The organism is Mycobacterium yunnanensis, from assembly GCF_025823185.1.
GTDB lineage: Bacteria > Actinomycetota > Actinomycetes > Mycobacteriales > Mycobacteriaceae > Mycobacterium > Mycobacterium yunnanensis.
The window spans coordinates 148,553-173,345 of the sequence record NZ_JACKVK010000001.1 but is presented as its reverse complement, the minus strand read 5'-3'; the positions used below and the strand labels follow the sequence as shown (position 1 = coordinate 173,345).

The 24,793-nt window shown below is 68.1% G+C and carries 31 protein-coding genes; 18 read left to right on the top strand and 13 right to left on the bottom strand.

The features are described from left to right. The first annotated feature begins 31 nt into the window (after positions 1-31). The 7 genes from lmeA (at position 32) to H7K45_RS00865 (ending at position 4,045) form a co-directional block, all read left to right on the top strand. A complete protein-coding gene (gene lmeA, locus H7K45_RS00890; protein ID WP_263993819.1) occupies positions 32-829 on the top strand; it encodes a mannan chain length control protein LmeA in 798 nt (265 codons plus the stop codon). Then, positions 826-1,242 (top strand): thioredoxin family protein, encoded by a 417-nt coding sequence (locus H7K45_RS00885; RefSeq protein WP_263993818.1) that lies wholly within the window; start codon positions 826-828, stop codon positions 1,240-1,242. The genes lmeA and H7K45_RS00885 overlap by 4 nt, the downstream gene beginning before the upstream one ends. A gap of 29 nt (positions 1,243-1,271) precedes the next feature. Further along, positions 1,272-1,364: an Ms5788A family Cys-rich leader peptide gene (locus H7K45_RS31645; RefSeq protein WP_355215570.1), complete on the top strand. Its 93-nt coding sequence runs from the start codon at positions 1,272-1,274 to the stop codon at positions 1,362-1,364. Between the two features lie 85 nt (positions 1,365-1,449). After that, positions 1,450-1,914, top strand: coding sequence for a DUF4395 domain-containing protein (locus H7K45_RS00880; RefSeq protein WP_263993817.1), 465 nt, complete (start codon positions 1,450-1,452; stop codon positions 1,912-1,914). A 37-nt stretch (positions 1,915-1,951) separates the two neighbouring features. After that, complete coding sequence (locus H7K45_RS00875; RefSeq protein ID WP_263993816.1) at positions 1,952-2,785, top strand: sulfurtransferase; 834 nt, start codon at positions 1,952-1,954, stop codon at positions 2,783-2,785. 1 nt (position 2,786) lies between these two features. Then, the gene (locus tag H7K45_RS00870; protein ID WP_263993815.1) at positions 2,787-3,089 is read left to right on the top strand and encodes a DUF1416 domain-containing protein; all 303 of its coding nucleotides are present in this window, start codon (positions 2,787-2,789) and stop codon (positions 3,087-3,089) included. A gap of 296 nt (positions 3,090-3,385) precedes the next feature. Then, a complete protein-coding gene (locus H7K45_RS00865) occupies positions 3,386-4,045 on the top strand; it encodes a nitrobindin family protein (protein ID WP_263994226.1) in 660 nt (219 codons plus the stop codon). A gap of 237 nt (positions 4,046-4,282) precedes the next feature. Here H7K45_RS00865 and H7K45_RS00860 read toward each other — a convergent pair whose 3' ends face one another. Beyond that, positions 4,283-5,155: an aminodeoxychorismate lyase gene (locus tag H7K45_RS00860; protein ID WP_263993814.1), complete on the bottom strand. Its 873-nt coding sequence runs from the start codon at positions 5,153-5,155 to the stop codon at positions 4,283-4,285. Between the two features lie 43 nt (positions 5,156-5,198). Between H7K45_RS00860 and ygfZ the strand changes: the two genes are divergently transcribed. Together ygfZ and H7K45_RS00850 are read left to right on the top strand one after the other, a co-directional pair. After that, positions 5,199-6,278 (top strand): CAF17-like 4Fe-4S cluster assembly/insertion protein YgfZ, encoded by a 1,080-nt coding sequence (gene ygfZ, locus H7K45_RS00855; RefSeq protein WP_263993813.1) that lies wholly within the window; start codon positions 5,199-5,201, stop codon positions 6,276-6,278. 147 nt (positions 6,279-6,425) lie between these two features. Continuing rightward, positions 6,426-6,611: a DUF3073 domain-containing protein gene (locus H7K45_RS00850; protein ID WP_263993812.1), complete on the top strand. Its 186-nt coding sequence runs from the start codon at positions 6,426-6,428 to the stop codon at positions 6,609-6,611. 35 nt (positions 6,612-6,646) lie between these two features. Here H7K45_RS00850 and purM read toward each other — a convergent pair whose 3' ends face one another. Further along, positions 6,647-7,726 carry a phosphoribosylformylglycinamidine cyclo-ligase gene (gene purM / locus H7K45_RS00845; protein WP_263993811.1) on the bottom strand — a complete coding sequence of 360 codons (1,080 nt, stop codon included), beginning with the start codon at positions 7,724-7,726 and terminating at the stop codon, positions 6,647-6,649. A gap of 68 nt (positions 7,727-7,794) precedes the next feature. Here purM and H7K45_RS00840 point away from each other — a divergent pair, with 68 nt between their 5' ends. Continuing rightward, complete coding sequence (locus H7K45_RS00840) at positions 7,795-8,229, top strand: cupin domain-containing protein (protein ID WP_263993810.1); 435 nt, start codon at positions 7,795-7,797, stop codon at positions 8,227-8,229. Between the two features lie 73 nt (positions 8,230-8,302). Beyond that, positions 8,303-9,280, top strand: coding sequence for an NAD(P)H-binding protein (locus H7K45_RS00835; protein ID WP_263993809.1), 978 nt, complete (start codon positions 8,303-8,305; stop codon positions 9,278-9,280). 89 nt (positions 9,281-9,369) lie between these two features. On the opposite strand, the gene purF is transcribed toward H7K45_RS00835, so the two are convergent. After that, positions 9,370-10,923 carry an amidophosphoribosyltransferase gene (gene purF, locus H7K45_RS00830; protein ID WP_263994225.1) on the bottom strand — a complete coding sequence of 518 codons (1,554 nt, stop codon included), beginning with the start codon at positions 10,921-10,923 and terminating at the stop codon, positions 9,370-9,372. 159 nt (positions 10,924-11,082) lie between these two features. Here purF and H7K45_RS00825 point away from each other — a divergent pair, with 159 nt between their 5' ends. Continuing rightward, positions 11,083-12,381, top strand: a complete 1,299-nt coding sequence (locus tag H7K45_RS00825) for a DoxX family protein (RefSeq protein ID WP_263993808.1) — start codon at positions 11,083-11,085, stop codon at positions 12,379-12,381. Here H7K45_RS00825 and H7K45_RS00820 read toward each other — a convergent pair. Genes H7K45_RS00820 through H7K45_RS00795 form a run of 6 tightly spaced genes read right to left on the bottom strand, consistent with a single transcriptional unit; the run spans position 12,378 to position 18,577 of the window. After that, a complete protein-coding gene (locus tag H7K45_RS00820; protein WP_263993807.1) occupies positions 12,378-12,770 on the bottom strand; it encodes a sterol carrier family protein in 393 nt (130 codons plus the stop codon). The genes H7K45_RS00825 and H7K45_RS00820 overlap by 4 nt on opposite strands. 19 nt (positions 12,771-12,789) lie before the next feature. Continuing rightward, complete coding sequence (locus H7K45_RS00815) at positions 12,790-13,413, bottom strand: Rv0804 family intramembrane glutamic endopeptidase (protein ID WP_263993806.1); 624 nt, start codon at positions 13,411-13,413, stop codon at positions 12,790-12,792. A gap of 23 nt (positions 13,414-13,436) precedes the next feature. Further along, a complete protein-coding gene (purL, locus tag H7K45_RS00810) occupies positions 13,437-15,710 on the bottom strand; it encodes a phosphoribosylformylglycinamidine synthase subunit PurL (RefSeq protein ID WP_263994224.1) in 2,274 nt (757 codons plus the stop codon). Between the two features lie 33 nt (positions 15,711-15,743). Then, on the bottom strand, positions 15,744-16,946 hold the full coding sequence (locus H7K45_RS00805; protein ID WP_263993805.1) for a cation:proton antiporter domain-containing protein: 1,203 nt from the start codon (positions 16,944-16,946) through the stop codon (positions 15,744-15,746). 22 nt (positions 16,947-16,968) lie between these two features. Beyond that, entirely contained in the window at positions 16,969-17,316 is a 348-nt protein-coding gene (locus H7K45_RS00800) for a VOC family protein (protein WP_263993804.1), read from the bottom strand. A 16-nt stretch (positions 17,317-17,332) separates the two neighbouring features. Further along, positions 17,333-18,577: a M18 family aminopeptidase gene (locus H7K45_RS00795; RefSeq protein WP_263993803.1), complete on the bottom strand. Its 1,245-nt coding sequence runs from the start codon at positions 18,575-18,577 to the stop codon at positions 17,333-17,335. A 100-nt stretch (positions 18,578-18,677) separates the two neighbouring features. Between H7K45_RS00795 and H7K45_RS00790 the strand changes: the two genes are divergently transcribed. The 3 genes from H7K45_RS00790 to H7K45_RS00780 are packed head-to-tail and all read left to right on the top strand — an operon-like array spanning position 18,678 to position 21,236. Next, entirely contained in the window at positions 18,678-19,691 is a 1,014-nt protein-coding gene (locus H7K45_RS00790; RefSeq protein ID WP_263993802.1) for a Dyp-type peroxidase, read from the top strand. Beyond that, a complete protein-coding gene (locus H7K45_RS00785; RefSeq protein WP_263993801.1) occupies positions 19,691-20,488 on the top strand; it encodes a family 1 encapsulin nanocompartment shell protein in 798 nt (265 codons plus the stop codon). Before H7K45_RS00790 ends, H7K45_RS00785 begins: the two co-directional genes overlap by 1 nt. 10 nt (positions 20,489-20,498) lie before the next feature. After that, positions 20,499-21,236 (top strand): N-acyl homoserine lactonase family protein, encoded by a 738-nt coding sequence (locus H7K45_RS00780; RefSeq protein WP_263993799.1) that lies wholly within the window; start codon positions 20,499-20,501, stop codon positions 21,234-21,236. Here H7K45_RS00780 and H7K45_RS00775 read toward each other — a convergent pair. The 4 genes from H7K45_RS00775 to purS form a co-directional block, all read right to left on the bottom strand. Then, positions 21,185-21,328 carry a hypothetical protein gene (locus H7K45_RS00775; RefSeq protein ID WP_263993798.1) on the bottom strand — a complete coding sequence of 48 codons (144 nt, stop codon included), beginning with the start codon at positions 21,326-21,328 and terminating at the stop codon, positions 21,185-21,187. The genes H7K45_RS00780 and H7K45_RS00775 overlap by 52 nt on opposite strands. 60 nt (positions 21,329-21,388) lie before the next feature. Then, positions 21,389-21,916, bottom strand: a complete 528-nt coding sequence (locus H7K45_RS31640) for a winged helix-turn-helix domain-containing protein (protein WP_372512476.1) — start codon at positions 21,914-21,916, stop codon at positions 21,389-21,391. A gap of 158 nt (positions 21,917-22,074) precedes the next feature. Then, positions 22,075-22,749: a phosphoribosylformylglycinamidine synthase subunit PurQ gene (gene purQ / locus H7K45_RS00765; RefSeq protein ID WP_263993795.1), complete on the bottom strand. Its 675-nt coding sequence runs from the start codon at positions 22,747-22,749 to the stop codon at positions 22,075-22,077. Next, entirely contained in the window at positions 22,746-22,985 is a 240-nt protein-coding gene (purS, locus tag H7K45_RS00760) for a phosphoribosylformylglycinamidine synthase subunit PurS (RefSeq protein ID WP_263993794.1), read from the bottom strand. The genes purQ and purS overlap by 4 nt, the downstream gene beginning before the upstream one ends. 79 nt (positions 22,986-23,064) lie before the next feature. On the opposite strand from purS, the gene H7K45_RS00755 reads away from it, so the two are divergent. From H7K45_RS00755 to H7K45_RS00745, 3 genes are read left to right on the top strand one after another with little or no spacing between them, the layout of a single operon-like run. Then, on the top strand, positions 23,065-23,715 hold the full coding sequence (locus H7K45_RS00755; protein ID WP_263993792.1) for an MBL fold metallo-hydrolase: 651 nt from the start codon (positions 23,065-23,067) through the stop codon (positions 23,713-23,715). After that, entirely contained in the window at positions 23,716-24,345 is a 630-nt protein-coding gene (locus H7K45_RS00750; RefSeq protein WP_263993791.1) for a hypothetical protein, read from the top strand. Between the two features lie 26 nt (positions 24,346-24,371). Beyond that, on the top strand, positions 24,372-24,749 hold the full coding sequence (locus H7K45_RS00745; RefSeq protein WP_263993790.1) for a hypothetical protein: 378 nt from the start codon (positions 24,372-24,374) through the stop codon (positions 24,747-24,749). The last annotated feature ends 44 nt before the right edge of the window (positions 24,750-24,793 follow it).

Sequence of the window (24,793 nt, the reverse complement as noted above, 5' to 3'; positions counted from 1 at the left end):
ACCGGCAACCGACGTAGGCCAGAATGTCCGGGTGCGCAAGGTGCTGATCGGACTCGTCGCGACGGTCACGACAGTGGCAGTAGGCGCGGTCGGCGCCGATTTCGGGACGGCCATCTACGCGGAATACCACTGGGCGCGCAGCGTCCGCGCGGCCAACCACCTGCCGTTCGACCCCTGGGTGGGCATCCTCGGCTTTCCGTTCGTCACCCAGGCGACCGGCCATCACTACCGGGAAGTCGAGATCCGTGCGGCCGGGGTGGACCACCCCGTGGTCGGCAAGGCCTCCATCGAGGCGACGATGCACTCGGTGGATCTCACCGACACGTCGTGGCTGCTCAAACCCGACGCCACGTTGCGCGTCGGCAAGCTGGAGGGCCGCTTGATCGTCGACTCGACGCACGTCGGCCGGTTCATGGGCATCAAGGATCTTCTCGTCGAGGCGCCACCCAAGGAGACCAACGACGCCACCGGCGGGACGACGGAATCGGGCATCTCGGGCAGCCGCGGGCTGGTGTTCACCGGAACGCCCACCGCGGCGGGCTTCGACAGGCGGATCAGCGTGTCGGTCGACCTGTCCACGCCCGATGACGACGACACCACGCTCGTCTTCACCGCCACAGACGTGCTGACCGGCCCCGGTACGGCCGACGAGCAGGTGCCCGACGACAAGAAGGCCGCCGTCCTCGCCGCGTTCGAAACGAGGATGCCGGGGATGAAGCTGCCGTTCGCAATCGCGCCGACCAGTGAGGGAGCTCGCGGCTCGGACATCATCATCGAGGGCATCACCACGGGAGTAACGGTGGCCGTCGACGGGTTCAGACAGTCATGAGCTCTCTGCCCGTCGTGATCGCGGTGCTGGTGGTGACCCTGGCCGTGGCCGTCGTCGTGGGGCGCCTACTCACCAGGCGGGACGGCGTGGTGCGCGCCTCCGAGGGAGCCGCGGTGACCGTACCCGGCGTGGACCTGCCCCAGGGTAGGCCCGCGATCGTGCACTTCAGTGCCGAGTGGTGCGGACCGTGCTCGGCGGTGCGGCGGGTCGTCGACGACGTCTGTGCCGAGCTGCCCGAGGTTGCTCACGTGGAGGTCGACATGGACGCCAATCCGGCCGCTGCGCGCGAGCTTTCGGTGTTGTCGTTGCCGACGACGTTCATCTTCGACGCCGACGGCCGGCAGCGGTACCGCAGCTCCGGCGTGCCGAAGGCCGCTGACCTGCGATCGGCCCTCGAACCGTTATTGGCTTGAGGGCCCTGTCATTGGGTAAGCTCTGCGGCGTGTCCCCCCGCGTTGAGCTTCAGCTCACCAAGCGCCGCGCAGTAGATCTGTGCCGCGTCGCGGGTTTCTGTTGTCGCTGTCATAGCTGCTGAGTAGCCGCGCGACCTCGCGTCGCCCTCGGAGCAGCCGCTCAGGCTTGCCCACGCCCAGCCTCGCCACAACAGCAGGAGCAGACCGTTGCCGAACGAGAACACCACCCCTGACCAGGTCGACGTCCGTGGTCCCCGGTTCACCGCATGGGTGACGACCGCGGTGTTGGTGGTCGCACTCCTGGTGTCGGCCTACAGCCCGGTCGCCGCAGCCGTCGTGCTCGGGGTTCAGTCGATCGTCTTCGCCGTTGGCGCCGTCGGCGGGCCACGCAAACATCCGTACGGCCGAGTCTTCGCCGCACTCGTCGCACCCCGCCTCGGCCCGGTGACCGACCGCGAGCCCGTCGCGCCGTTGAAGTTCGCCCAGTTGGTGGGATTGGTGTTCGCGCTCGTCGCGGCCGTCGGGTTCGCGACCGGGCTGGTGGCACTGGGTCTCGTGGCCACCGCGCTCGCACTCGTCGCGGCCTTCCTCAACGCCGCCTTCGGGATCTGTCTTGGCTGCCGGCTCTACCCGCTCGTCGCCCGCTTTCGATCTACCGCCACCCCCGCCTAATCTGTCGAATACCCAAGCAATCGAAGGGATTTCACCCATGGCACGTTCCGACGTCCTGGTCAGCACCGAGTGGGCCGAGAACAATCTCGACGCCCCCAACACCGTCTTCGTCGAGGTAGACGAGGACACCAGCGCCTACGAGAACGGTCACATCGCCGGCGCCGTCCGGCTGGACTGGAAGACCGAACTGCAGGATCCCGTCAAGCGTGACTTCGTCGACCAGCAGCAGTTCTCCAAGCTGCTCTCCGACAAGGGCATCGCCAACGACGACACCGTCGTCCTCTACGGCGGCAACAACAACTGGTTCGCCGCGTATGCGTACTGGTACTTCAAGCTGTACGGCCACGAGAACGTCAAGCTGATCGACGGTGGCCGCAAGAGGTGGGAGCTCGACGGTCGCCCCCTGGTCACCGAGGTTCCGGACCGGCCGGCCACGTCCTACACGGCGGCCGCGCCCAACACCGCGATCCGCGCCTTCCGCGAAGAAGTGATCGCCGCCATCGGCACGAAGAACCTGGTCGACGTCCGCTCCCCCGACGAGTTCTCCGGCAAGATCCTCGCCCCCGCTCACCTGCCGCAGGAGCAGAGCCAGCGCGCCGGCCACATTCCCTCCGCCGTCAACGTGCCGTGGAGCAAGGCGGCCAACGAGGACGGCACCTTCAAGTCGGACGAAGACCTCGCCAAGCTGTACGCCGAGGCGGGCCTCGACGGCACCAAGGAGACCATCGCCTACTGCCGGATCGGTGAGCGTTCGTCGCACACGTGGTTCGTGCTGCAGGAACTCCTCGGCCACCAGAACGTCAAGAACTACGACGGCAGTTGGACTGAATACGGCTCCCTAGTGGGCGCCCCGATCGAGTTGGGAAGTTGATATGTGCTCTGCACCCAAGCAAGGACTGACGTTGCCGGCCAGCGTCGACCTCGAGAAGGAAACGGTCATCACCGGTCGCGTCGTCGACGGTGCCGGCCAGACCGTCGGAGGAGCCTTCGTGCGACTGCTGGACTCGTCCGACGAGTTCACCGCCGAGGTCGTGGCATCGGCCACCGGTGACTTCCGGTTCTTCGCCGCTCCTGGTTCGTGGACGTTGCGCGCCCTGTCCCCCGCGGGCAACGGCGACGCCAGCGTCGCGCCGTCGGGCGCCGGGATTCACGAAGTCGACGTCAAGGTCGCCTAGCGACGATGCGGTGAGGCACGAGCCGAGGAGGAGCTGGGCAATGCAGCCCGCGTAAGCGCCACGCGCGAGCGGTGGCTGGGGCCTCTCCTGGGCGCCGCTGGCGAGCCCAACCCCGGTCGCCGCGTGGCGTGACGTCGCCACTACACTGACGGTGTGGTGCTCTTCTTCGAAATCCTGCTCATCGTGGCAGTCGTCGTCATCACCTGGTTCGCCTTGTACACGGTGTACCGGCTGATCACCGACGAGTTGTGACCGCGGACGACGACGCCGAAATCGGCGGCGAGACCGCCGATGCCGTGGATTCGACTCCGACGGGGTCGGTGATTCCCGGTTCCGGTGACCGCGCCGTCGCCGGTGCCGCGGAGCGCGCTCGGGTCACGGCGGCCCGAAATCTCCCGACGTTCGACGACCTCCCCGTGCCCGCCGACACGGCCAATCTCCGCGAGGGCGTCAGCCTCGACGACGCACTTCTGGCCCTGCTGCCGCTCGTCGGCGTATGGCGCGGCGAGGGTACCGGCCGCGGACCGGAGGGCGATTACGCATTCGGTCAGCAGATCTCGGTATCCCATGACGGTGGCGACTACCTGAACTGGGAGGCCCGCTCGTGGCTGCTGTCCGAGTCCGGCGACTACGTCGGACCGTCGCTGCGTGAATCCGGATTCTGGCGTTTCGTCAACGACCCGGAAGACCCCGCCGAGACGCAGGCGATCGAACTGCTGCTGGCCCATTCGGCCGGTTATGTCGAACTCTTCTACGGCCACCCCCTGAACCAGTCCTCGTGGGAGCTGGCGACCGACGCACTGGCCCGCAGCCGATCGGGCGTGCTCGTCGGTGGTGCCAAACGCCTCTACGGCATCGTCGAGGGCGGCGACCTCGCCTACGTCGAGGAGCGCGTCGACGCCGACGGCGGACTGGTGCCTCACCTCTCGGCCCGACTGTCACGGCACGTCGGCTGAGAAGGTCCAGACATGGAGCGGCCCCCGAGCCGTTGGTTCCTGGTTGGACTGACCGAGGGGCTCGGGGGCCGGGTGACTGCTGGGAATTCGCCAGCGCACGCTGGTAAACGCCCGGTGCTGCTAGCGGGCAGCCACCTCACTTGTCCATGAGTCAATCAATTTCTGGACCACCTCCTTCCTGTGTAAGGACGAAGGTACTCCCGGATCCCGGTGTCGACAACCGATTTTCGGCGTCGGTCAATCGGGGGTGCCGACGGCCTCGTCGACCATCGCCGCCACGTCCGGCACCCCGTCAGCCGCGGCCAAGGCGTGACCGTCGAGCGTGTGTACCCGCGCCGCGAGCGTGACGCTGGACAGCAGCCAAACCCCCTCGGCGACAAGGAGATCGCACGGACGTAACAGTCGCTCGTCGCAGCTGGCGCCGCGCCGTCGGGCGACGTCGAACACCGCTGCCACGGTCGTCCCCGACAGGATCGGCAGCGTCGACGGTGGCGTCACCAGCACCCCGTCGCCGGTGGCGATGAGGACGCTCGACCTCGGGCCCTCCAGCACGTAGCCGTCGGCGCTCGTCAACACCACGTCGTCCGCTCCGTGATTCTGGGCGTGCCTCAGCGCCGCGGCGTTGACGGCGTAGGACAGCGACTTCACGTCGGCGGTCGACCACCGCGGCAGGCCGGCACCCATTGGCGGCGGCTCGCCCACCGAGATCCCGCGGTCCATGGTGATCGCCGACACCCCGTCACGGCGGGCGGCCGCCACCCGATCGGGCAGCGGCGACGCGGCGACGAAGCCGACCGGCTCGCCGTCATGCCCGCGGCCCCACACCAGCCGCATGACGGCCTCGCCAGCACCGGGCCACTGCCGAGCCGCCGTGGCCACCGCCGACCGCCACCGGGGCTGGTCCGGTGGGGGCAGCCCGACGCTCGCCGCGGAGCGCGCCAACCGGTCGAGGTGGCGCCCGACCAGGCATGCCCGCCCGCCGCGGACCAGCAGGGTCTCGAAGACCCCGTCGCCGCGGGCGAACAGCGGATCGTCGACGTGCCCGACGGGGAAACCCGCGGCGACGACCGCGCCGTCCAGGGTGACGACGATCTCGGCGGGGGACGTCATGGGCACCGACGATAGTGCGGTGCGACCTCCGTACGCTGGAAGGATGTCTGCCGTACCCGCCCCAGAATCTGGTCCCGACGCCGGCGCCACGTGGCATTACGGCGACCCGTTCGGCGAGCAGCGGGCCGCCCAGAGCGGCGTCGTCGTGGTGGACCGGTCGCATCGCGCCACCATCGCGCTGACTGGCGCCGAGCGCCGAAAGTGGTTGCACACCATCTCGACTCAGCACGTCGTCGACCTCCCCGACGGGGCCGTGGTGGAGAATCTGAGCCTCGACGCGCAGGGGCGTGTCGAAGATCACTGGTTGCAGACCCAGCTCGACGGGGTCACCGTCGTCGACACCGAACCGTGGCGCGGCGAGGCGTTGCTGGCGTATCTGCGCAAGATGATCTTCTGGGCCGACGTGGTCGCCGAGCCCGCCAACCTCGCGGTCCTGTCCCTACTCGGCCCGCGGATCGACGACCCGGCCGTCCTCTCGGCGCTCGGCCTCGCCGTGCTGCCGGAGGTGGCCACCGCGTCACCGCTGCCAGGCGGCGGTTTCGTGCGCACGCTGCGTCCCGGCGAGGTCGACGTGGTGGTGCCCCGCGAGACCACCCCGACGTGGCTCGCCCGGCTGACTGCGGCGGGTGTCCAACCTGCCGGCATCTGGGCCTACGAGGCGCAGCGGGTCGCCGCGGTCCGGCCCCGGCTCGGCGTCGACACCGACGAGCGGACCATTCCCCACGAGGTCGGCTGGATCGGCGGCCCGGGCGCGGGGGCCGTTCATCTCGACAAGGGCTGCTACCGCGGTCAGGAGACCGTCGCGCGGGTGCACAACCTCGGCAAACCGCCGCGGATGCTGGTGCTGCTGCAGCTGGACGGGTCGGCCGACCGGCCGGCAGCCGGCGATCCGGTGTTGGCCGGCGGGCGCTCCATCGGGCGACTGGGCACCGTCGTCGACCACGTCGACCACGGTCCCGTCGCGCTGGCGCTGCTCAAGCGCGGCGTGCCGGCGGACACCGAGCTGAGCACCGGCGGCGAGACGGCGGTGAGTGCGCTGATCGATCCGGATTCGCTGCCCGAGGTGACCGGAGTGGGCGCAGGCCGGCTCGCCGTGGAACGTCTGCGGAGCGCTCAGCGTTGACATCAGGGTCGCCGCGCTCGCCGTGGGGATGGCCCTGCCAGCATGAGACCGACGGGCACGGTAAAGTGTCTACAGGACGATAAAACACATTCAGATCGGAGCCGCCTGCACATCGGGCCGCTCCGTTATTGCGCGAGGGGGTCCCCCATGGGCCGCGGCCGGGCGAAGGCGAAGCAGACGAAGGTCGCTCGCGACCTCAAGTACAGCTCGCCACAAACCGATTTCCAACGGTTACAGCAGGAACTGGGTGGTTCCGGTTCCCCCGAGCCGGACATCCTGAGCGACGGGCCGGTGGACGATCGCTGGGTCGACGACGACGACTGGCGCCGCTGACCGGTCGTCCGCCACTGGGGCCGACGTCGCGCCGCTCAGAACCTCGGGTGTTGCCCAACTAGCTGAGCGCGCGACTTGCCCTTGCCGCCCTTGGTCACCGTACCCAGGGTCCAGCAATCCAGGTGTCGCGCAGTCAAGATCGCCAACGCACGGTCGGTGTCCTCCGGCGCGACGATGGCGACCATGCCGACACCCATGTTGAACGTCTTGTCCATCTCCGCGCGATCGATCCGCCCTCGCTGGGCGATCATGGCGAACACCGGGGCGGGCGTCCACGTGCCACGATCCAACTCCGCGCTCAGCCCGTTCGGGATGACCCGTTCGAGGTTGCCCGCGAGCCCGCCACCGGTGACGTGACAGAAGGTGCGCACCTGTGTCTCGGCGGCCAACGCGAGACAATCCTTGGCGTAGATGCGCGTCGGCTCGAGCAGTTCCTCACCCAGGGTGCGGCCGAACTCCTCGACGTGTCCGGCGAGGTTGCCGCGATCGATCTCCAGAAGCACCTTGCGCGCCAACGAATATCCGTTGGAGTGCAGTCCGGTCGAGGCCATCGCGATGATGACGTCACCGGGTTTCACGCGGTCGGGGCCCAGCACGTCGTCGGCCTCGACGACGCCGACGCCGGTGGCGGAGATGTCGTAGTGGTCGGGTGACATCAGACCCGGGTGCTCGGCGGTCTCGCCGCCCAGGAGCGCACAACCGGCGATGACGCAGCCGTCGGCGATGCCGGACACGATCTCGGCCACGCGTTCGGGGACCGTCCGGCCGACGGCGATGTAGTCCTGCAGGAAGAGGGGTTCGGCTCCGCAGACGACGAGGTCGTCGACCACCATCGCCACGAGATCCAGGCCCACGGTGTCGTGCTTGTCCATGGCTTGGGCGATCGCCAGTTTCGTTCCGACACCGTCGGTGGACGAGGCCAGCAGTGGCTCGCGGTATCCCCCGCGCAGGGCGAACAACCCGGCGAATCCGCCGAGCCCTCCCCTCACCTCGGGTCGGGTGGCCTTCTTCGCCAGCGGTTTGAACAGCTCGACGGCGCGGTCACCCGCCTCGATGTCCACTCCGGCAGATGCGTAGGAGGCGACGCCGTCGTCCTCCCGCTGATCCTCGCTCATCGGGTATGAGGGTACCGGTCGCATCGATCGCAGCGCACAGGTGACGGTCGGTGTGACACGCTGCCCCCATGACCGACCTTCGTGCAGTGGCCGCCGCCGTCTCCGTGGCAGCCGTCGCGGCCCTCGGCGCGGCTGCGCCTGCGGCCGCCACCCCGAGTCGGGGAGTCGACGCCAGGATCCTGTCGCAGGCCACCGTGAACGGCCACGACTACATCACCAAGGAGATCACCATCGCGCCGGGCGGCAGCACCGGGTGGCACTGGCATCCGGGCCGGGTCTACGGCGTCATCCGGTCGGGCACCCTGACCCACGACTTCGCCGACTGTTCGGTCGACGGTGTCTACTCCGCCGGCGCGCCGATCACCGAGGACAGCGGTCCAGACCACGTGCACGAGGGCCGCAACTTGGGTTCGGAGCCGGTCGTGATGTGGGTTCTCTACATCGACGACGCGGGTGCGCCGCCGGCGGTCGACGCTCCGAACCCGGGCTGCCCGTTTGAATAGGGCGCTACCGGGACATCTGTATCGGTGACTGCTCCGAATACCTCGGTAGTGGACACCGACGGACGGAGGCTGGATGTCGGACGTTGAGTCGCGCCGCTCATTGGTGACGGGGGCAACCGGCTACATCGGTGGTCATCTCACCGCCCTGCTCGTGGAGCGAGGCGAGAACGTGCGGGCGATGGCCCGCAATCCGGACAAGCTTCGCGACGCGCCATGGCGCGATCAGGTCGAAGTGGTCAAGGGCGATCTCGGCGACCCGAAGTCACTGGAGGCTGCGTTCGAGGACGTCGACGTCGTCTACTACCTCGTGCACTCGATGGGCAGTTCGCGGGACTTCGTCCGCGAAGAGGAGAAGTCCGCGCACAACGTGGCCGCCGCAGCCGAGAAGGCTGGCGTGCGCCGCATCGTCTACCTCTCCGGCCTGCACCCCGAGGGTGCGCTGTCCCGCCACCTGCAGTCGCGCAACAAGGTCGGCGAAGTCCTGATGGCCTCGTCGGTCGAGACGGTCGTGTTGCAGGCTGGCATCGTCATCGGGTCCGGATCGGCGTCCTTCGAGATGGTGCGTCACCTGACCGATCGGTTGCCGGTGATGACGACCCCGAAGTGGGTGCGCAACAAGATTCAGCCGATCTCGATCGACGACGTCCTCTACTACCTCGCCGAAAGCGCGGACGCGCCGCTGCCGAAGTCACGCACCTTCGACGTCGGATGCCCCGACGTGCTGGAGTACGCCGACGCGATGCAGATCTACGCCGAGGAGGCGGGGTTGCGACGACGGTTCATCGTGGCGCTGCCCCTGCTCACCCCGAGCATCGCGAGTTGGTGGGTGGGCCTGGTGACACCGATTCCGTCCGGGCTGGCGCGTCCGTTGGTGGAGTCCCTCGAGCACGACGCGGTGATGTCAGAGCACGACATCGACGGCGTCATCCCACCCCCGCCCGGCGGTCTGACGAACTACCGCGACTCGGTGCGACGGGCGCTCGAACAGGATGGCATGGAGGGCAAGGGGCGGCGCCACCTCATCCGGTTCAGTTCGGTTGCGCCGCAGTAGTTTCGGGACAGGTCAGGGTCTACGACGGCGGTGCCGTCAAGGGGGTCTACGACGGCGGTGCCGTCAAGGACGCCACGACGGCGGTGCCGTCAAGGACGCCTGAGCGCCGAGGCGTTGTCGTTCTCGGATTGCACACCGGTCCGCGCGGCGTTGGCCAGCATGTGCTCGATGACGTTCTTGCCCAGGGCCGACTCGCTTGGCAGTTCGATCGGGTACTCCCCGTCGAAGCATGCCGAACACAGTCGGGAGGCAGGTTGCTCGGTCGCGGCGATCATGCCCTGATGCGAGATGTAGTTGAGGCTGTCGGCACCGATCGCGCGGCGCACCGCGTCGAGCATCTCGGCCTCGTTGGCGCCCGCGTTGGACGCGTTGGCGATCAGCTCGGCAGGCGTGGCGAAGTCGATGCCGTAGAAGCACGGCCACTTCACCGGCGGCGACGCGATGCGGACGTGCACCTCGAGGGCGCCGGCCTCTCGGAGCATCCTGATCAACGCGCGTTGGGTGTTGCCTCGCACGATCGAGTCGTCCACCACGATCAGCCGCTTGCCGCGGATGACTTCCTTGAGCGGGTTGAGCTTGAGCCGGATGCCCAGCTGTCGGATGGTCTGCGAGGGTTGGATGAAGGTGCGGCCGACGTAGGCGTTCTTCATCAGGCCCTGTCCGAACGGAATGCCGGACTCCTGCGCGTAGCCCACCGCTGCCGGGGTTCCGGACTCGGGCACACCGATCACCAGGTCCCCGTCGACGGGAGACTCGCGAGCCAGTCGCCGGCCGATGTCGACGCGGGTGGCGTGCACCGAACGGCCACCGATGACGCTGTCGGGCCGGGCCAGGTAGACGTACTCGAACACACACCCCTTGGGGGTGGGGTTGGCGAAGCGGGTGGAGCGCACGCCGTCGGCGTCGATAGCGAGCAGTTCGCCGGGTTCGATGTCACGCACGAACGCGGCGCCCACGATGTCGAGCGCAGCCGTCTCCGATGCGACCACCCAGCCACGGTCCAGCCGGCCGAGCGACAGCGGGCGCACACCGTACGGATCGCGAGCGGCGTAGAGCGTGTTCTCGTCCATGAAGGTCAGGCAGAACGCGCCTCGCACGGTCGGCAGCAGTTCCAGCGCGGCCTGCTCGAGGGTGGCGTCGGCGGCGCCGTGTGCCAGCAGCGCGCCCAAGATGTCCGAGTCCGTCGTGGCCGCGGCGGCACCGCGGGTGTCGGTCAGGCCGGCCTCACGGGCGCGGGCGGCGAGTTCGGTCGTGTTGACCAGGTTTCCGTTGTGTCCGAGCGCCACGCCGGTGCCCGCGGCGGTGTTCCTGAAGACCGGTTGGGCGTTCTCCCACGTCGTCGAGCCCGTCGTCGAATAGCGGCAGTGACCGATCGCGACGTGACCCTCCATCGCCGCGAGGGTCTGCTCGTCGAACACCTGGCTGACGAGGCCGAGATCCTTGAACACCAGCACCTGGGATCCGTCGGCTACGGCGATGCCCGCTGCCTCCTGCCCTCTGTGTTGCAGGGCATAGAGGCCGTAATACGAGAGCTTGGCCACGTCTTCGCCGGGAGCCCAGACTCCGAAGACGCCACATTCCTCCCGTGGCTCGTCCGAAGAGTCGCTCGCGAGAAGAGAATCGGAGTCGGTGGTCTGCTCGATCTGCTCGGCGGTCACGATCAGTCTGCTCCCTAAGGGCTGTGGGTGACGTGCCCGAGTCTACGGTCAACAGCTGTCGAAGGTGGAATCGGAGCGCGGTGGCGGCGTCATTTCTTCAACAACGGCGACCGTCGGCGCATTTCTCAACGGAGGTGTGACCGAGTGCAGCCCGACCCACGGCAATCCGACGACGCGGCGGTCTCCTGGAGTCTCGCCACTCGCGTCGCGTTCCGCTTCTTCGTGGTCTACCTCGGATCGTTCTGCGTCACGTTCGCGCAGGTCGTGTTCGCCTTCACCGGGGTGCTGGCCGGTCTGCTGCCCGACGGCGCCGTCATCTGGCAGATGGTCGCCTTGGAACCGCTCACGCGCTGGTTTGGTCGCACGGCCCTCGGCGTCGACGCAGTCCTGGTGCCGGGTTCCGGCAGCGGCGACCAGGCCGCGATCTGGGTGTACGTCGCCTTTCTGTTGACGGTGTCGGCGCTGGCCACGGTGGCGTGGTCGGTGCTGGATCGGCGCCGTCGGGCCTACCCGCGGTTGGCGGCCTGGTTCGCGACGTTCCTGCGCGTCTGCCTGGGCGGGCAGATGCTCTTCTACGGTTTCGCGAAGGTCGTCCCGACCCAGATGCCGTCGCCACCGCTGGCGGCGTTGATCGAGCCGCTGGGCGATCTCAGCCCGATGGCGCTGCTGTGGCTACAGGTCGGCACCTCCCATCCCTACGAGATCGCCCTCGGGGCGGTCGAGGTGCTCGCGGGGGTGTTGCTGTTCATCCCTCGCACCGCAACGGCAGGCGCCTTGGTCAGCCTGGTAGGCACGGGCCAAATCTTCCTGCTGAACATGACCTACGGCGTACCGGTGAAGATCTTGTCCTTTCATCTGTTCCTCATCAGCGCGATCCTCGTGGCGCCTGAGGCGCGCCGGCTGGTCGAGGCGCTGATACTGGGTCGCGGCGTCGGGCCCGAGGTGCGGCCGGCCCTGTTCGACTCGCGGCGACGCGACCGTCTTGCGAAGGTCGCGCAGGTGCTGCTCGGGGCGTGGGTGCTGGCTGGATGCTTGGTGCTCAACCTGCACAGCTGGCACGAGTTCGGCGACGGACGCCCCAAGCCCGAGCTGTATGGCATTTGGCAGGTCACGGATTTCTCGGTCGACGGCACCCCTCGGCCTCCCCTGCTGACCGACGAACTTCGTTGGCAGAGAGTCGTGTTCGACAACGCGGGTGTGATCACCTACCAGCTGATGGACGGCACGCTCGTCGACGTCGCCGCCGAGTCGACCCCCGACAGCCTCGTCGTGACGGCCGAGGACGGCTCGTTCGCCGTCGACCGCGCGGACGACGAGCTTCGCCTGACCGGCCGGTGGCGGGGCTCCCCGACCTCGGTCACCCTGCACCGCCAACCGCTGGAGGACTTCACCCTGCGCAACCGCGGGTTCCACTGGGTGCAGGAGGCGCCGTTCTTCGGCTAGGGCACTAGCGGGACGACTGGCAGCCAGTCGGCGATCTCCTGAGCGCGCGATCCCGACGACTGCAACGTGCCTGCGGCAAGTGCGTCGGACATCGCGAGCAGGCCGGTGGCGAGTAGGAGCCAGGTGCGCGGATCGGCCTCGACCACGTTCGGCGGGTTGCCGCGAGTATGCGCCAAACCCGAAATGCATTGCACCGCAACGAACGGTGGTACCCGCACCTCGACACTGGCGCCCGGCGCCTGCGCGGCCAGGGTCCTGGCGGTCAGCCGCACCGCGTCGGCGATCGCGCTGCGTTCCGGGGTTGGCGCGGTGCCGTCGCGAAGCCACTGCGCGACGGCCGCAACGGCGTCTCGGGTCTTCGTCGGATCCGCACTGCGACGGTTGGCCATGCCCTAGTCTCCCAAACCGTCAAACCCCGACCCGCTGGACCGTCAGGGCCGCGACGGCGCCCACCTCGTTGACCGCCAGATGGGCGAGCATCGGCGCGGCGAGACTTCCGGACCGGTCGTACAACCACCCGAAGACCCAGCCCGCGCACCCGGTGACGGCGACGGTGCCGACGACCGTGTCCCCGGCTCCGCGCGCATCGGCGACGTGGGACAGACCAAAGGTCACGGCCTGCGCGACGCGACCCCACGTCGGTCCAAGTGCTCGTGCCGCAACGGTTCCCAGGGCCGCTCGGAACGCCGCCTCCTCCGACCACACCGTGCCCACCGGGATGCGCACCAGAAACCACTCCGCCAGCGGTGCGGGCATGTTCCGTCGACCCATGCCCGTCCGCACGGTGGGGACGGCCGTGGCCGCCGCCACTGCCACGGATACCGCGCCCGCCGCCCGAAGTCCCAGGCGCATTCCGGTTCTCGACGCGGGCGGCCGCAGTCCGAGTGGGGCGCCGGCGCGCTCGACCAACGCGGCAGCCAAGACGGCCTGTGCGGCCGTTCGCCACCGCGGCGTCAGCCTCGGCGCAATCAGTCCGCTCCAACCCGTCAGTGCCGCCGCGAGCAGGAACGCTCGGCCTACGTTGGGCTGCAACGGCATTCGTCAGGCGGTGGCGCTCACCCGAACAGTGCGGGAAGCACGCCGTCGGACGTGCTGCGCAGTTCGTCGAGGCTCACGGTGAACTGACCTTGGACCTCTAGGGATTTGCTGCCCTCGTCGACCACGCCGATGCGTTCGGCGGGCAGCCCGCGCGCTTCGCACATCGCCCGGAACCGGCTCTCCTCGGTGCGGGGCACTGCGACGAGCACGCGTCCCGCCGACTCGGAGAACAGGGTCACGAACGGATCTGCACCCTCGGGAAGGATGAGCCGACAACCGGTTTCGCCAGCCAGGGCCGACTCGACGACCGCCTGGATGAGCCCGCCCTCGGATAGGTCGTGCGCCGCGGAGATCAGACCGTCGCGCGAGGCCGACACCAGGACTTCGGCCAGCAGCTTCTCGCGGGCCAGATCCACCTTGGGGGGCAGACCGCCGAGGTGGTCCGCGGTCACCTGGGCCCACACCGAACCGTCGAACTCGTCGCGGGTGTCGCCCAGCAGCATCAGCGTCTCACCGGGTTCGGTGCCGAATGCCGTGGGAACCCGCCGCCTGACGTCCTCCAGGACACCGAGCACGCCCACCACCGGGGTGGGCAGGATCGGCGTGGTACCGGTCTGGTTGTAGAAGCTGACGTTACCGCCGGTCACCGGAATACCAAGGGCTGCACAGCCATCGGCGAGTCCGCGGACGGCCTGCGAGAACTGCCACATCACACCGGGATCCTCCGGCGAGCCGAAGTTAAGGCAGTTGGTGACCGCCAGCGGCGACGCGCCGGTGACCGCGACGTTGCGGTAGGCCTCGGCTAGGGCGAGTTGAGCACCGGTGTACGGGTCGAGCTGGGTGTAGCGGCCGGAGGCGTCGGTGGAGATGGCCACGCCGCGGCCGGTCTCCTCGTCGATCCGTAGCACCCCGCCGTCGGCGTGCTCGGCCAGCACCGTGTTGCCGCGGACGTATCGGTCGTACTGCTCCGTGATGAAGGCCCGGCTGCACAGGTGCGGGCTGCCAATGAGTTCGAGCAACGTCGCGCGCAGTTCGTCGCCGGTCGACGGACGCGGGATCGACGCGGAGGTGTCGGCGTTGAGGGCGTCTTGGGTGTGGGGCCGCTCGACGGGGCGTTCGTACACCGGGCCCTCGTGCGCCACGGTCCTTGGGGGCACGTCGACGACCGTCTCGCCGTTCCAGGTGATCTGCAGCCGGTCGCCGTCGGTGACTTCGCCGATGACGGTGGCCAGCACCTCCCACTTGCGACAGACGGCCATGAACGCGTCCACGTTCTCGGGTGCCACGACCGCACACATGCGCTCTTGCGACTCGCTCGAGAGCACCTCGGCGGGGGTCATGAACTTGGCCCGCAGCGGCACCTTGTCGAGTTGGATCGACATGCCACCGTCACCAGCAGACGCCAACTCCGATGTGGCGCAAGACAATCCGGCTCCACCGAGATCCTGGATGCCGATCACCAGACCGGCCGCATACAACTCGAGGCAGCACTCGATGAGCACCTTCTCCATGAAGGGGTCGCCGACCTGAACCGACGGCAGCTTCTTGCGGCCGGGCCCCTCACCCTCGTCGCCGCCGAAGGTCTCCGACGCGAGCACCGACACGCCACCGATGCCGTCGAGGCCGGTGCGCGCCCCGAACAGGATGATCTTGTTGCCGGTGCCGGATGCGAAGGCGAGGTGGAGGTCCTCCTTGCGGAGCACCCCGACGCACAGCGCGTTCACCAGTGGGTTGCCGGCGTAGGACGGATCGAAGATCGTCTCGCCGCCGATGTTGGGCAGGCCAAGGGAGTTGCCGTAGCCACCGACGCCGCGCACGACGCCGTCGAGCACCCGCCGGGTGTCGGGAGCGTCGGCCGCCCCGAAGCGCAGCTGGTCCATCACCGCGACCGGGCGGGCACCCATGGCCATGATGTCGCGGACGATGCCACCGACACCGGTCGCCGCGCCCTGGTACGGCTCGACGTAGGACGGGTGGTTGTGGGACTCGACCTTGAACGTCACCGCCCACCCGTCGCCGATGTCGACCACGCCGGCGTTCTCGCCGATACCGGCCAGCATGGCGGACCGCATCTCGTCGGTGGTCGTCTCGCCGAAGTAGCGCAGGTGCACCTTGGAGGACTTGTAGGAGCAGTGCTCACTCCACATCACCGAGTACATGGCGAGCTCCGCGTCGGTCGGCCGACGCCCGAGAATGCCACGAATGCGCTGGTACTCGTCGTCCTTCAGGCCAAGCTCGCGGAACGGTTGCGGCTGATCGGGGGTCGTGGAGGCCTGCTCGACGCTGTCCACTTCGTGGGAGTACGCAGATGTCACCGGCACAGTTTATTCGCTTCCGCGACGGGCGAGCGCCCGCGCCGCAACGGGCCCCCCGAAACCATGCAGCACGACGCTTCCCAGCACCACGACGACCACGATCAGCAGGATGGTGTCCTCGTCGGGTGGGTCGAGCACGTTGTAGGCCAACAGCCCGAAGACGATCACGGCGGCGCCACGGGGCCCCAAGCCACCCAGCATGAGCCGTTCGGGCCAGCTGAACTTCGATCCGACCATGGCCAACAGGACGGGCAGCATCCGCACCAACGTCAGAGCCAGCAGGCAGAACACCACGATGCCGACGGTGAGATCGGCCTGCCAGTAGGCGATCAACACCACCCCGCCGAAGACGAACCACATCAGCGACGTCAGGAGGAAGCCGAGGTCTTCCAGCAGTTCCAGCTCGTGCTCGTGATCATTGGACCGTCGGTAGTAGTGATACGCGACACCGCATAGATAGGCCGCGACGAATCCGTTGCCGTGCCACCAGATGGTGAGGGTGTAGGCCGCTGCCGGTGCCGCCACCACCAAGACCCGGCGGGACTGGTCGGTCATCAGATCCCTGCGCTCGGCGAGGTTGGCGGCCAGCGCGAGGACGGCACCCACCACCGCCCCGACGACGATGGCCTTGGCCGAATGGGGGAACGCCTCACGGATTTCGTCCCACACGGGGCCGGCCTCCACGTGTTGATCGGCCACCGCGAGCGCGAAGATGAAGATGGGCGAGAGGATGCCGTCGTTGTGCCCGGCCTCGACGTTGAGCAGATCGCTGACGCGGTGCGGCACGTCCCGGTTTCGCATGATCCATTGAGCGGGAGCGAAATCGATCGGCACGACGATGCAGGCGATGACGACGACCGTCGCCAAGGACAGACCGGGCAACAACCACAGACCCAGCAGCACCGCGATTCCGACACTCAGTGGCAACGCCACGAATAGCACCCGGGCGGCCGAACGCGGGTGCGCGCCCATCACCCCGGCGCGCATCGCATTCGCGTCGACGAACAGCAGGACCGCCAGGATGATCTTGGTGGCCTGCTCGGCCGTCTCCGAGTTGAGGGTGTCGGCCAGCGAGCCGTGGGTGGTGTATTCGACGAGGGCGCCGGCGAGGAGGAGGAACAGCGGAGGAGCGATGCGCCAGCGGTCCAGGCGCTGGGCCAGCAGTGCCCACACCGCAAGGAGAAGCGAGATGGCGATCAGCGACAGCAACACGTGGGTGATCCTGCCGTGCTGCCTATCCGCCCGCTATGCAGAACGCGTTGCCCTCCGGGTCGGCAAGCACCACCCACCGGAAGGCGTCGCCGAACCCGTTGCGCTCGATCTCCATGGCGCCGAGCACGACGACCCTGGCAACCTCGGCCTCCATGTCGTCGGCCTGCAGATCGAGGTGCGCCTTGTTCTTGCCGGGCGTCGGATCGGGCACCCGCTGGAAGCCGACGGCCGTGCCACCCGGCCGGGTCAGCAGGACGAACTCCCCCGGCACCACCGCGTTCACCTCGTTCCCCAGTACGCCGGCCCACCAGGCTGCGAGCTCGTCGGGATCGGTGCAGTCGAAGGTCACCGTGGCCATGTCCAGAGTCATGCCTGAAGAAGGTAATTCACACCGGTGACAAAAAGGCCTGCAACGCGGCGGAGTACGCCTGCACGTCGTGGGCTCCCATCAGCTCGCGTGCCGAGTGCATTGCCAGTTGCGCGGCACCGACGTCGACGGTGGGGATGCCGGTGCGAGCCGCCGTCATCGGGCCGATCGTCGATCCGCACGGCAAATCGGCACGGTGCTCATACCGCTGCAGGGGCACCCCGGCCTGCGCACAGGCCAGCGCGAACGCCGCCGCGGTGCGACCGTCGGTGGCGTACCGCAGGTTTGGGTGCACCTTGAGCACCGGGCCGCCGTTCACCTCGATCAGGTGGCCGGGTTCGTGGCGCTCGGGGTAGTTGGGGTGCGTGGCGTGCGCCATGTCGCCGGAGGCCACCGTCGACCCGGCGATGCGGCGCAGGAATGCTTCTCGTCCGCCGCCGGCGACCAGCGCGATGCGCTCCAACACCGTGGGCAGCAGTTCGGACTGTGCGCCGTGATCCGACGTCGACCCAACCTCCTCGTGGTCGAACAATGCGAGAACTGGCACGAAACCCCGCGGCTCCGCGGCCAGGAACGCCTCCAGCCCGGCATAGCAGGTGCCCTGGTTGTCCAGCCGTGGCGCACTGACCAGCTCGAGGTCGACGCCCGCCAGCGACGACCCGGTCAGGTCGTGGGTCATCAGGTCGGCGGCAAGTACCTCGCCCGGGTCGACGCCCGCCCGTTCGGCGACCCAGTCGACGAACGAGCGCACCCGGTCGCCGACGCCCCACACCGCGTTGACGTGGCGCTGCGGATTCAGCTCGACGCCCTTGCGGTCGTCGGAGAGGTGGATGGCCAGCTGTGGCACCCGCAGAATCGGATCGTCGACGCGCACCAGCACGTCCTCGGTCGCCAATGACAGCCTGCCGCTGATGCCGAGGTCGCGGTCCAACCACGAGTTCAGCCACGCGCCGCCGTAGGGCTCCAGCGCGACGACCTGCCAGCCCGCGACGACGCGATCCGGATGCTGTTTGACCCTCAGATTCGGGCTGTCGGTGTGCCCGCCGACGATGCGGAAGGGCGCATCGCCGACGGCGGCCTTCCACGCGACCAGGGACCCGGCCCGCACGGTGAAGTAGCCCCCGTCGCCCGAAGGCCAGGCGTCGCCCTCGAACAACTCGACGAAGCCGGCGGATCGCAATCGTTCGGCCACGGTCGCGCACACGTGGAAGGGCGACGGCGAGGCGTCGATGAAGTCGCACAAGCCCTGGGGGGTCGCTGCCATGGGTCCATCTTGACGCCTTCCCCCGGAGACGGTGGGGGCTAGCCACCATCTTGGCGCTTCGAGCGCCGTTCGCGGTGATCTTGACGCTAGGGTCCCTGATGTGTCCGATTCGCTGTCGCAGAAGGTGCTCGCACCCCTGACGCCCGCCGCCATCTTCATCGTCGCCACCGTCGACGACGGTGGCGAAGCCGTCGTGCACGATGCACTGGGCGACATCTCGGGGTTGGTCCGGGCCATCGGCTTTCGCGACCCAAGCAAGCAGCTGTCGGTGGTGACCTCGATTGGCTCCGACGCCTTCGACCGACTCTTCTCCGGCCCACGGCCGGCCGAACTGCATCCCTTCGTCACCTTGAACGGTCCGCGGCACCACGCCCCCTCGACGCCGGGGGACCTGCTGTTCCACGTCCGTGCGAACTCCCTCGACGTCTGCTTCGAATTGGCCGGGCGCATCGTCGACTCGATGGCCGGCGCGATCACCGTCGTCGACGAGGTGCACGGGTTCAAATTCTTCGACAACCGGGACCTGATGGGGTTCGTCGACGGGACGGAGAACCCCGAGGGCCCAGTTGCCCAGCGCGCCACGCAAATCGGTGACGAGGACCCCGACTTCGCAGGCGGGTGCTACGTACACGTCCAGAAGTACCTCCACGACATGGGTGCCTGGAACGCGCTCTCGACCGAGGCGCAGGAGCGGGTGATCGGACGCACCAAGCTCGACGACATCGAACTCGGTGACGACGTGAAGCCGCCGAATTCACACTTGGCCCTCAACGTCATCACCGACGACGACGGCAACGAGCTGAAGATCTTGCGGCACAACATGCCATTCGGTGCGATCGGCAAGGCCGAGTTCGGCACGTACTACATCGGCTACTCCCGCACCCCGTCGGTCACCGAGCGGATGCTGCGCAACATGTTCATCGGCGACCCGCCGGGAAACACCGACCGCATCCTGGACTTCTCGACCGCAGTCACCGGCACCATGTTCTTCGTCCCGACCGCGGACTTCCTCGACGACCCACCGTCATTACCCGAGACACCCGTGCCCGCAACGGTTTCGACGTCACGACCCACCGGCTCCCTGTCGATCGGCAGTATGAAAGGACGATCCTGATGAACAACCTCTACCGCGAGCTGGCACCCATCACCGACGAGGCTTGGGGTGAGATCGAACTGGAGGCCACCAGGACCTTCAAGCGCCACATCGCCGGACGACGCGTAGTCGACGTCAGCGGACCCGGTGGGCCGGCGAAGGCGGCGGTCAGCACCGGTCACTTGGTGGAGGTCGCACCTCCCGGCGACGGCGTCGTGGCACATCTCCGGCAGAGCCGGCCCCTGGTCCGGCTACGCGTGCCCTTCACGATCAAGCGCACCGACGTCGACGACGTCGAGCGTGGCTCCCAGGACTCCGACTGGGATCCGGTCAAGGCGGCGGCGAAGCAGCTGGCGTTCGCGGAGGACCGCGCCATCTTCGAGGGCTACCCCGACGCATCCATAGACGGCATTCGCAAGTCCAGTTCCAACGCGGCGCTCGCACTGCCGTCGGATCCCAAGGAAATCCCCGACGTCATCTCCCAGGCACTGTCGGCGCTCCGGCTCGCGGGGGTCGACGGCCCCTATTGCGTGCTGCTGTCAGCCGACGTCTACACGCAGGTCAGTGAGACCACCGCGCACGGCTATCCGATTCGCGAGCACCTCAACCGCCTGATCGACGGCGAGATCATCTGGGCGCCGGCGATCGACGGCGCGTTCGTGCTGTCCTCGCGCGGGGGGGACTTCGACCTGCAGTTGGGCACCGACGTGTCGATCGGTTACCTCTCGCATGACGCCACCAGCGTGCAGCTGTACCTCGAGGAGACCATGACGTTCCTGTGCTACACGGCGGAGGCGTCGGTTGCGTTGACTGCGTAGACTTTTGAGCGTGACGGTCGACGCGCTCGTTCCCCTCACCTGCGGATGGCTGACCCTGCCGACGGCGTTCTTCATCGTTGGTGAGCCCGACGAACTCACCGTGCCCGTCCCGGCGTACCTGATCGACCATCCGAACGGACGTGTGCTGTTCGACGCCGGCTTGGGCCCGCGCTTTCGCCGACCCACCGGGACGCCCGTCGAGGGGTGGGTCGACCTCGAAAGTGACGCCTGCGTGGACGAACGACTCCGCGCGCTCGGGGTCGACCCCACATCGATCCGCTACCTGGTGAACTCGCATCTGCACTCCGACCACGCCGGCGGCAACACCTTCGTGCCGGATGCCACCGTCGTCGTGCAGCGGGCGGAATGGGACTTCGCCCACGTGTCAGATGATTTCGCCTATCACACACCAGAATTCGACACCGGACAGGACGTCATGCTGGTGGAGGGTCACTTCGATCTGTTCGGCGACGGATCAGTTCGGTTGATCCCCACCCCCGGGCACACCCCAGGCCATCAGTCTGCGCTGGTCCGTACCCCGACCGGGGACGTGGTGTTGACCGGCGACGCCTGCAATCTGAAGCAGTCCATGGACGAGATGCGGCTGCCCGATCACGCACACGACGACGCGCTGTACCGCCAGTCGTTGCAGACGTTGCGCTCCCTACGCGACCAAGGCGCGAGCGTGTTCTACGGTCACGATCCAGTCTTCTGGGCCACGCTGAACCCGTCATCCGAGGCGGGCTGACAGGTCATCAGTTCGAGCGCCTCCTCCGGCGACAGCAGGTCGAGGTAGCCGGCGAGCACATCCCAGTCCGCCGCCCCCACCTCAGCCGTCATCGATCATCGGTCACCCTTCACCTTGGTCGGTCACAGTGGTGAACATTGCAGCGCACCAGGTCATTTCGGCGGACCGACCAGATCTCGCCGACGTGCCGGAGATACCAGCCGATGGTAGGCATATCCGCGGGTCCGTGACGCTCGCCGCACGACGCCACCTCTGCCACTGCGCTCGAACCGGAGCACCCTCCCCTGTGCCGCCTCCACCTCCGACGTGCCGTCCGCTCGGTCGGTCTCCGCCGAGCGCGGGTCTCCGACGAATTGATATCCGCGCCCGCGCACGGTCCGAATCGTGTGCTGGAGTTCTCCACTGTCGCCGAGTGCCTGCCGAATCGACTTGATGCGACTCGACAGAGCTGCGTCGCCGACGAACCGTCCGCCCCACACGGAGTCGAACAACTCGATCTTGGTGACGACGCGGTCGTGATGGGTCACCAGTAGCGTCAGCACGTCGAAGACCTGCGGCTCGACCGGGATCGTAATCCCGTTTCGCCGCAACTCGTATCGCCGAAGGTCCAGTACGAACTCGCCGAAGTGCCATTCGGCGGGTGCCGATTCGAGTGCCGCCACTTCAGACAACGGGGCCATGGCCACAGTGTGTCCCTTCTCGCGTTGCGCTCCCTTGCGGAGGCCGTCAGGAGGAACGACGAGCGACCCGTCCGGATGGTTCACATCAGTTCAAAGATAATCTGACGACGCTCTCGAATGCGGAATCCCTTGGCCTGAAGATTGGCTGCCGCCGCACGTCACGCCGTGAGAACTGCGTCCAATGCGGAGTAGAAGATGCCCAATCCGTCGTCGGACGGACCGGTCAGCGCCTCCGTCGCGTGCTCCGGGTGCGGCATGAGGCCTACGACGCGACCGTTGGCCGAGCTGATGCCGGCGATGTTGCGCAACGACCCGTTCATGTTCTCCCGGTAGCGGAAGACGACGCGCCCCTCGCCCTCAAGCTCGTCGAGCACGTCGTCGGACGCCACGAATCGGCCCTCGCCGGACTTCAGCGGCACCAGTAGGTCGGCGCCCTGGTCGTAACGTGTGGTCCACGCCGACGAATTGGATGCCACTTCCAGCCACACGTCGCGACACACGAAGTGCAAACCGGCGTTCCTCGTCAACGCGCCGGGCAGCAGACCCGCCTCGCACAGCACCTGGAAGCCGTTGCAGATGCCCAGGACCGGCATCCCGCCCCCGGCTGCCTCGACGACCTCACCCATCACGGGCGCGAACTTGGCGATGGCACCGCACCGCAGATAGTCACCGTAGGAGAACCCGCCGGGCACCACGACGGCGTCGACGCCCTTCAGATCGGCGTCGGCGTGCCAGAGGTTCACCGCTTCCGCGCCGGCCAACCGGACGGCGCGAACGGCGTCGACGTCGTCGAGCGTCCCGGGGAATGTGACGACCCCGACCTTGGCGCTCACGCATCCTCCCGGGTGACGGTCCAGTCCTCGATCACGGTGTTGGCGAGCAGTGACTCGGCGATCTCGGAGAGCGTCTCGTCACTCACGCCGTCGTCGACCTCCAACTCGAACCGCTTGCCCTGTCGAACGTCCGAGACGCCCGACACGCCGAGGCGGCCCAGAGCGCCGACGATGGCCTGACCCTGGGGGTCGAGGATCACCGTTTTGGGCATCACGTGCACTACGACGCGGGCCACGCGCGGCTCCTGTTCTACTTCTACGAGGTGGATTGCTCGGCGCTCACTCTACCGGCAGGTACCGGGCCACAATGGAGCCATGCAACTGACCCACTTCGGCCACTCCTGCCTCCTGGCGAGCTTTCGGGAGGGCGATTCCGACACCAGCGTGCTCTTCGACCCCGGCACGTTCTCCCACGGCTTCGAAGGAATCACGGGGCTCTCGGCGATCCTCATCACCCATCAGCACCCCGATCACGTCGACTCAGATCGCCTACCTGCACTGATCGAGGCCAATCCGCAGGCCGCGCTGTACGCCGACCCCATGACCGCCGCTCAACTAGGCAGCGCGTGGACGGCCGTACACGCCGGTGACGCGTTCACCGTCGGCCATCTGGCAGTCCGGGGTGTCGGCGGCACGCACGCGGTCATCCACCCGGAGATCCCGCAGATCGACAACATCTCCTACCTCCTCGGTGACGAAGGCCACCCCGCCCGGCTGATGCACCCCGGTGACGCCCTCTTCGCACCCGGCGAGCCCGTCGAGGTGCTCGCCACTCCCGCTGCCGCGCCCTGGATGAAGCTCTCCGAGGCGGTGGACTACTTGCGGGCGGTGGCCCCGACCCGCGCCGTGCCGATTCATCAGGCCGTCGTCGCCAAGGAGGCCCGCGGCGTCTACTACGGCCGCCTGGCGGACATGACCGATGCCGACTTCCGCGTGCTGGAGGAGGAGAACGGCACCGAGATCTAGGTGGGTTCTTTCAGGAGGCTGACCTTCACCGGCCACATCGCCGGCATCGGTACTGGCTCGGGTGTCCGCATGGTGGTCGGGTCGTGGCTGCGCTCGCCCTTCGGCCGCTTCGCCGACGTGATGGTGGAGACCGCCGACGGCCGACGCACGCTGCTGGCGCCGTCGGACCAGGTCGCCGAGTTCGTCTCGGCCACTTACGAATTCGACTCGATCGAGATCGGATCGGTCGACGTCGACCATCGGGCCGACGGCTTCTCCGTCACCGCACCCGGGCTTGGCGTCGACGCCCGGCTGGGCGGCCCGGCGCAGTTCGACGGGCTGTTGCGCCTGGTGCCGGGCCGCCTGGCAACCGCACCGGCCTGGTTGCGCATCGTCGATCCCGTTGCCGCGCGGCTCATTCCGGGAGTTCGTACGGCCGGTAGCGCGGGAAACGGGCGGCGCGAGTACTACGGGTGCGACGCAGCAGGCGCATCGCCGCGATCACCGGCTCGTTCCGCGGCGTGGATCTCGACGGGCTCGCACCGCTCGACCCGCCCGTCCGGTTCGGCTTCTCGTCTGCGCCGAGCGCGCCCCAGATGGTCTCGGTCACCACGACGATCGACCTTCCGCGCGGCTGAGCAGTCGCTGTGAACGCCTCGAGCGGCCAGTATTCCCGCATGCCGTCCCGATCATCGCGCGCCACGTCCGCTCGGCGCGAGGCCAGCCCACTGCAGGCGGTGCACTCTGGCTACTTCGCGTTGCACGGCGGCACCGCGGCAACGGCTCGCATCGTCGACGCACCCACCCGCAGCGGCACCCGGCCCACCTACCCCGCTGACGTCGCACAATCGCGCCTGTTCGCGGCGTTGCTGCTCGACGAGCTCGACGAATTGGAGGGGCTCGTCGCCGCGGCCGAACGCCGGCGCCGACGCCGAAGTGCGGCGGGTTCCGACGATCCGACGGCCGCTTCACCAGCCCTGGCGAACCTTCACGAGAAGATCGCCGACGTTCGGCGCTTGCTCGACGCACTGGATGCACGCTTTCCCCAGGACTGACCCCACGGCTCGGCCGACCGACTTTCGATCAGCCGGATTTGAAC

Coding starts and splice junctions, on each gene's coding strand:
- H7K45_RS00885 (WP_263993818.1), top strand. CDS start 826: ATGAGCTCTCTGCCCGTCGTGATCGCGGTGCTGGTGGTGACCCTGGCC.
- H7K45_RS00875 (WP_263993816.1), top strand. CDS start 1,952: ATGGCACGTTCCGACGTCCTGGTCAGCACCGAGTGGGCCGAGAACAAT.
- H7K45_RS00870 (WP_263993815.1), top strand. CDS start 2,787: ATGTGCTCTGCACCCAAGCAAGGACTGACGTTGCCGGCCAGCGTCGAC.
- H7K45_RS00860 (WP_263993814.1), bottom strand. CDS start 5,155: ATGACGTCCCCCGCCGAGATCGTCGTCACCCTGGACGGCGCGGTCGTC.
- ygfZ (WP_263993813.1), top strand. CDS start 5,199: ATGTCTGCCGTACCCGCCCCAGAATCTGGTCCCGACGCCGGCGCCACG.
- H7K45_RS00850 (WP_263993812.1), top strand. CDS start 6,426: ATGGGCCGCGGCCGGGCGAAGGCGAAGCAGACGAAGGTCGCTCGCGAC.
- purM (WP_263993811.1), bottom strand. CDS start 7,726: ATGAGCGAGGATCAGCGGGAGGACGACGGCGTCGCCTCCTACGCATCT.
- H7K45_RS00840 (WP_263993810.1), top strand. CDS start 7,795: ATGACCGACCTTCGTGCAGTGGCCGCCGCCGTCTCCGTGGCAGCCGTC.
- H7K45_RS00835 (WP_263993809.1), top strand. CDS start 8,303: ATGTCGGACGTTGAGTCGCGCCGCTCATTGGTGACGGGGGCAACCGGC.
- H7K45_RS00820 (WP_263993807.1), bottom strand. CDS start 12,770: ATGGCCAACCGTCGCAGTGCGGATCCGACGAAGACCCGAGACGCCGTT.
- H7K45_RS00800 (WP_263993804.1), bottom strand. CDS start 17,316: ATGACTCTGGACATGGCCACGGTGACCTTCGACTGCACCGATCCCGAC.
- H7K45_RS00795 (WP_263993803.1), bottom strand. CDS start 18,577: ATGGCAGCGACCCCCCAGGGCTTGTGCGACTTCATCGACGCCTCGCCG.
- H7K45_RS00785 (WP_263993801.1), top strand. CDS start 19,691: ATGAACAACCTCTACCGCGAGCTGGCACCCATCACCGACGAGGCTTGG.
- H7K45_RS00775 (WP_263993798.1), bottom strand. CDS start 21,328: ATGACGGCTGAGGTGGGGGCGGCGGACTGGGATGTGCTCGCCGGCTAC.
- H7K45_RS31640 (WP_372512476.1), bottom strand. CDS start 21,916: ATGGCCCCGTTGTCTGAAGTGGCGGCACTCGAATCGGCACCCGCCGAA.
- H7K45_RS00755 (WP_263993792.1), top strand. CDS start 23,065: ATGCAACTGACCCACTTCGGCCACTCCTGCCTCCTGGCGAGCTTTCGG.
- H7K45_RS00745 (WP_263993790.1), top strand. CDS start 24,372: ATGCCGTCCCGATCATCGCGCGCCACGTCCGCTCGGCGCGAGGCCAGC.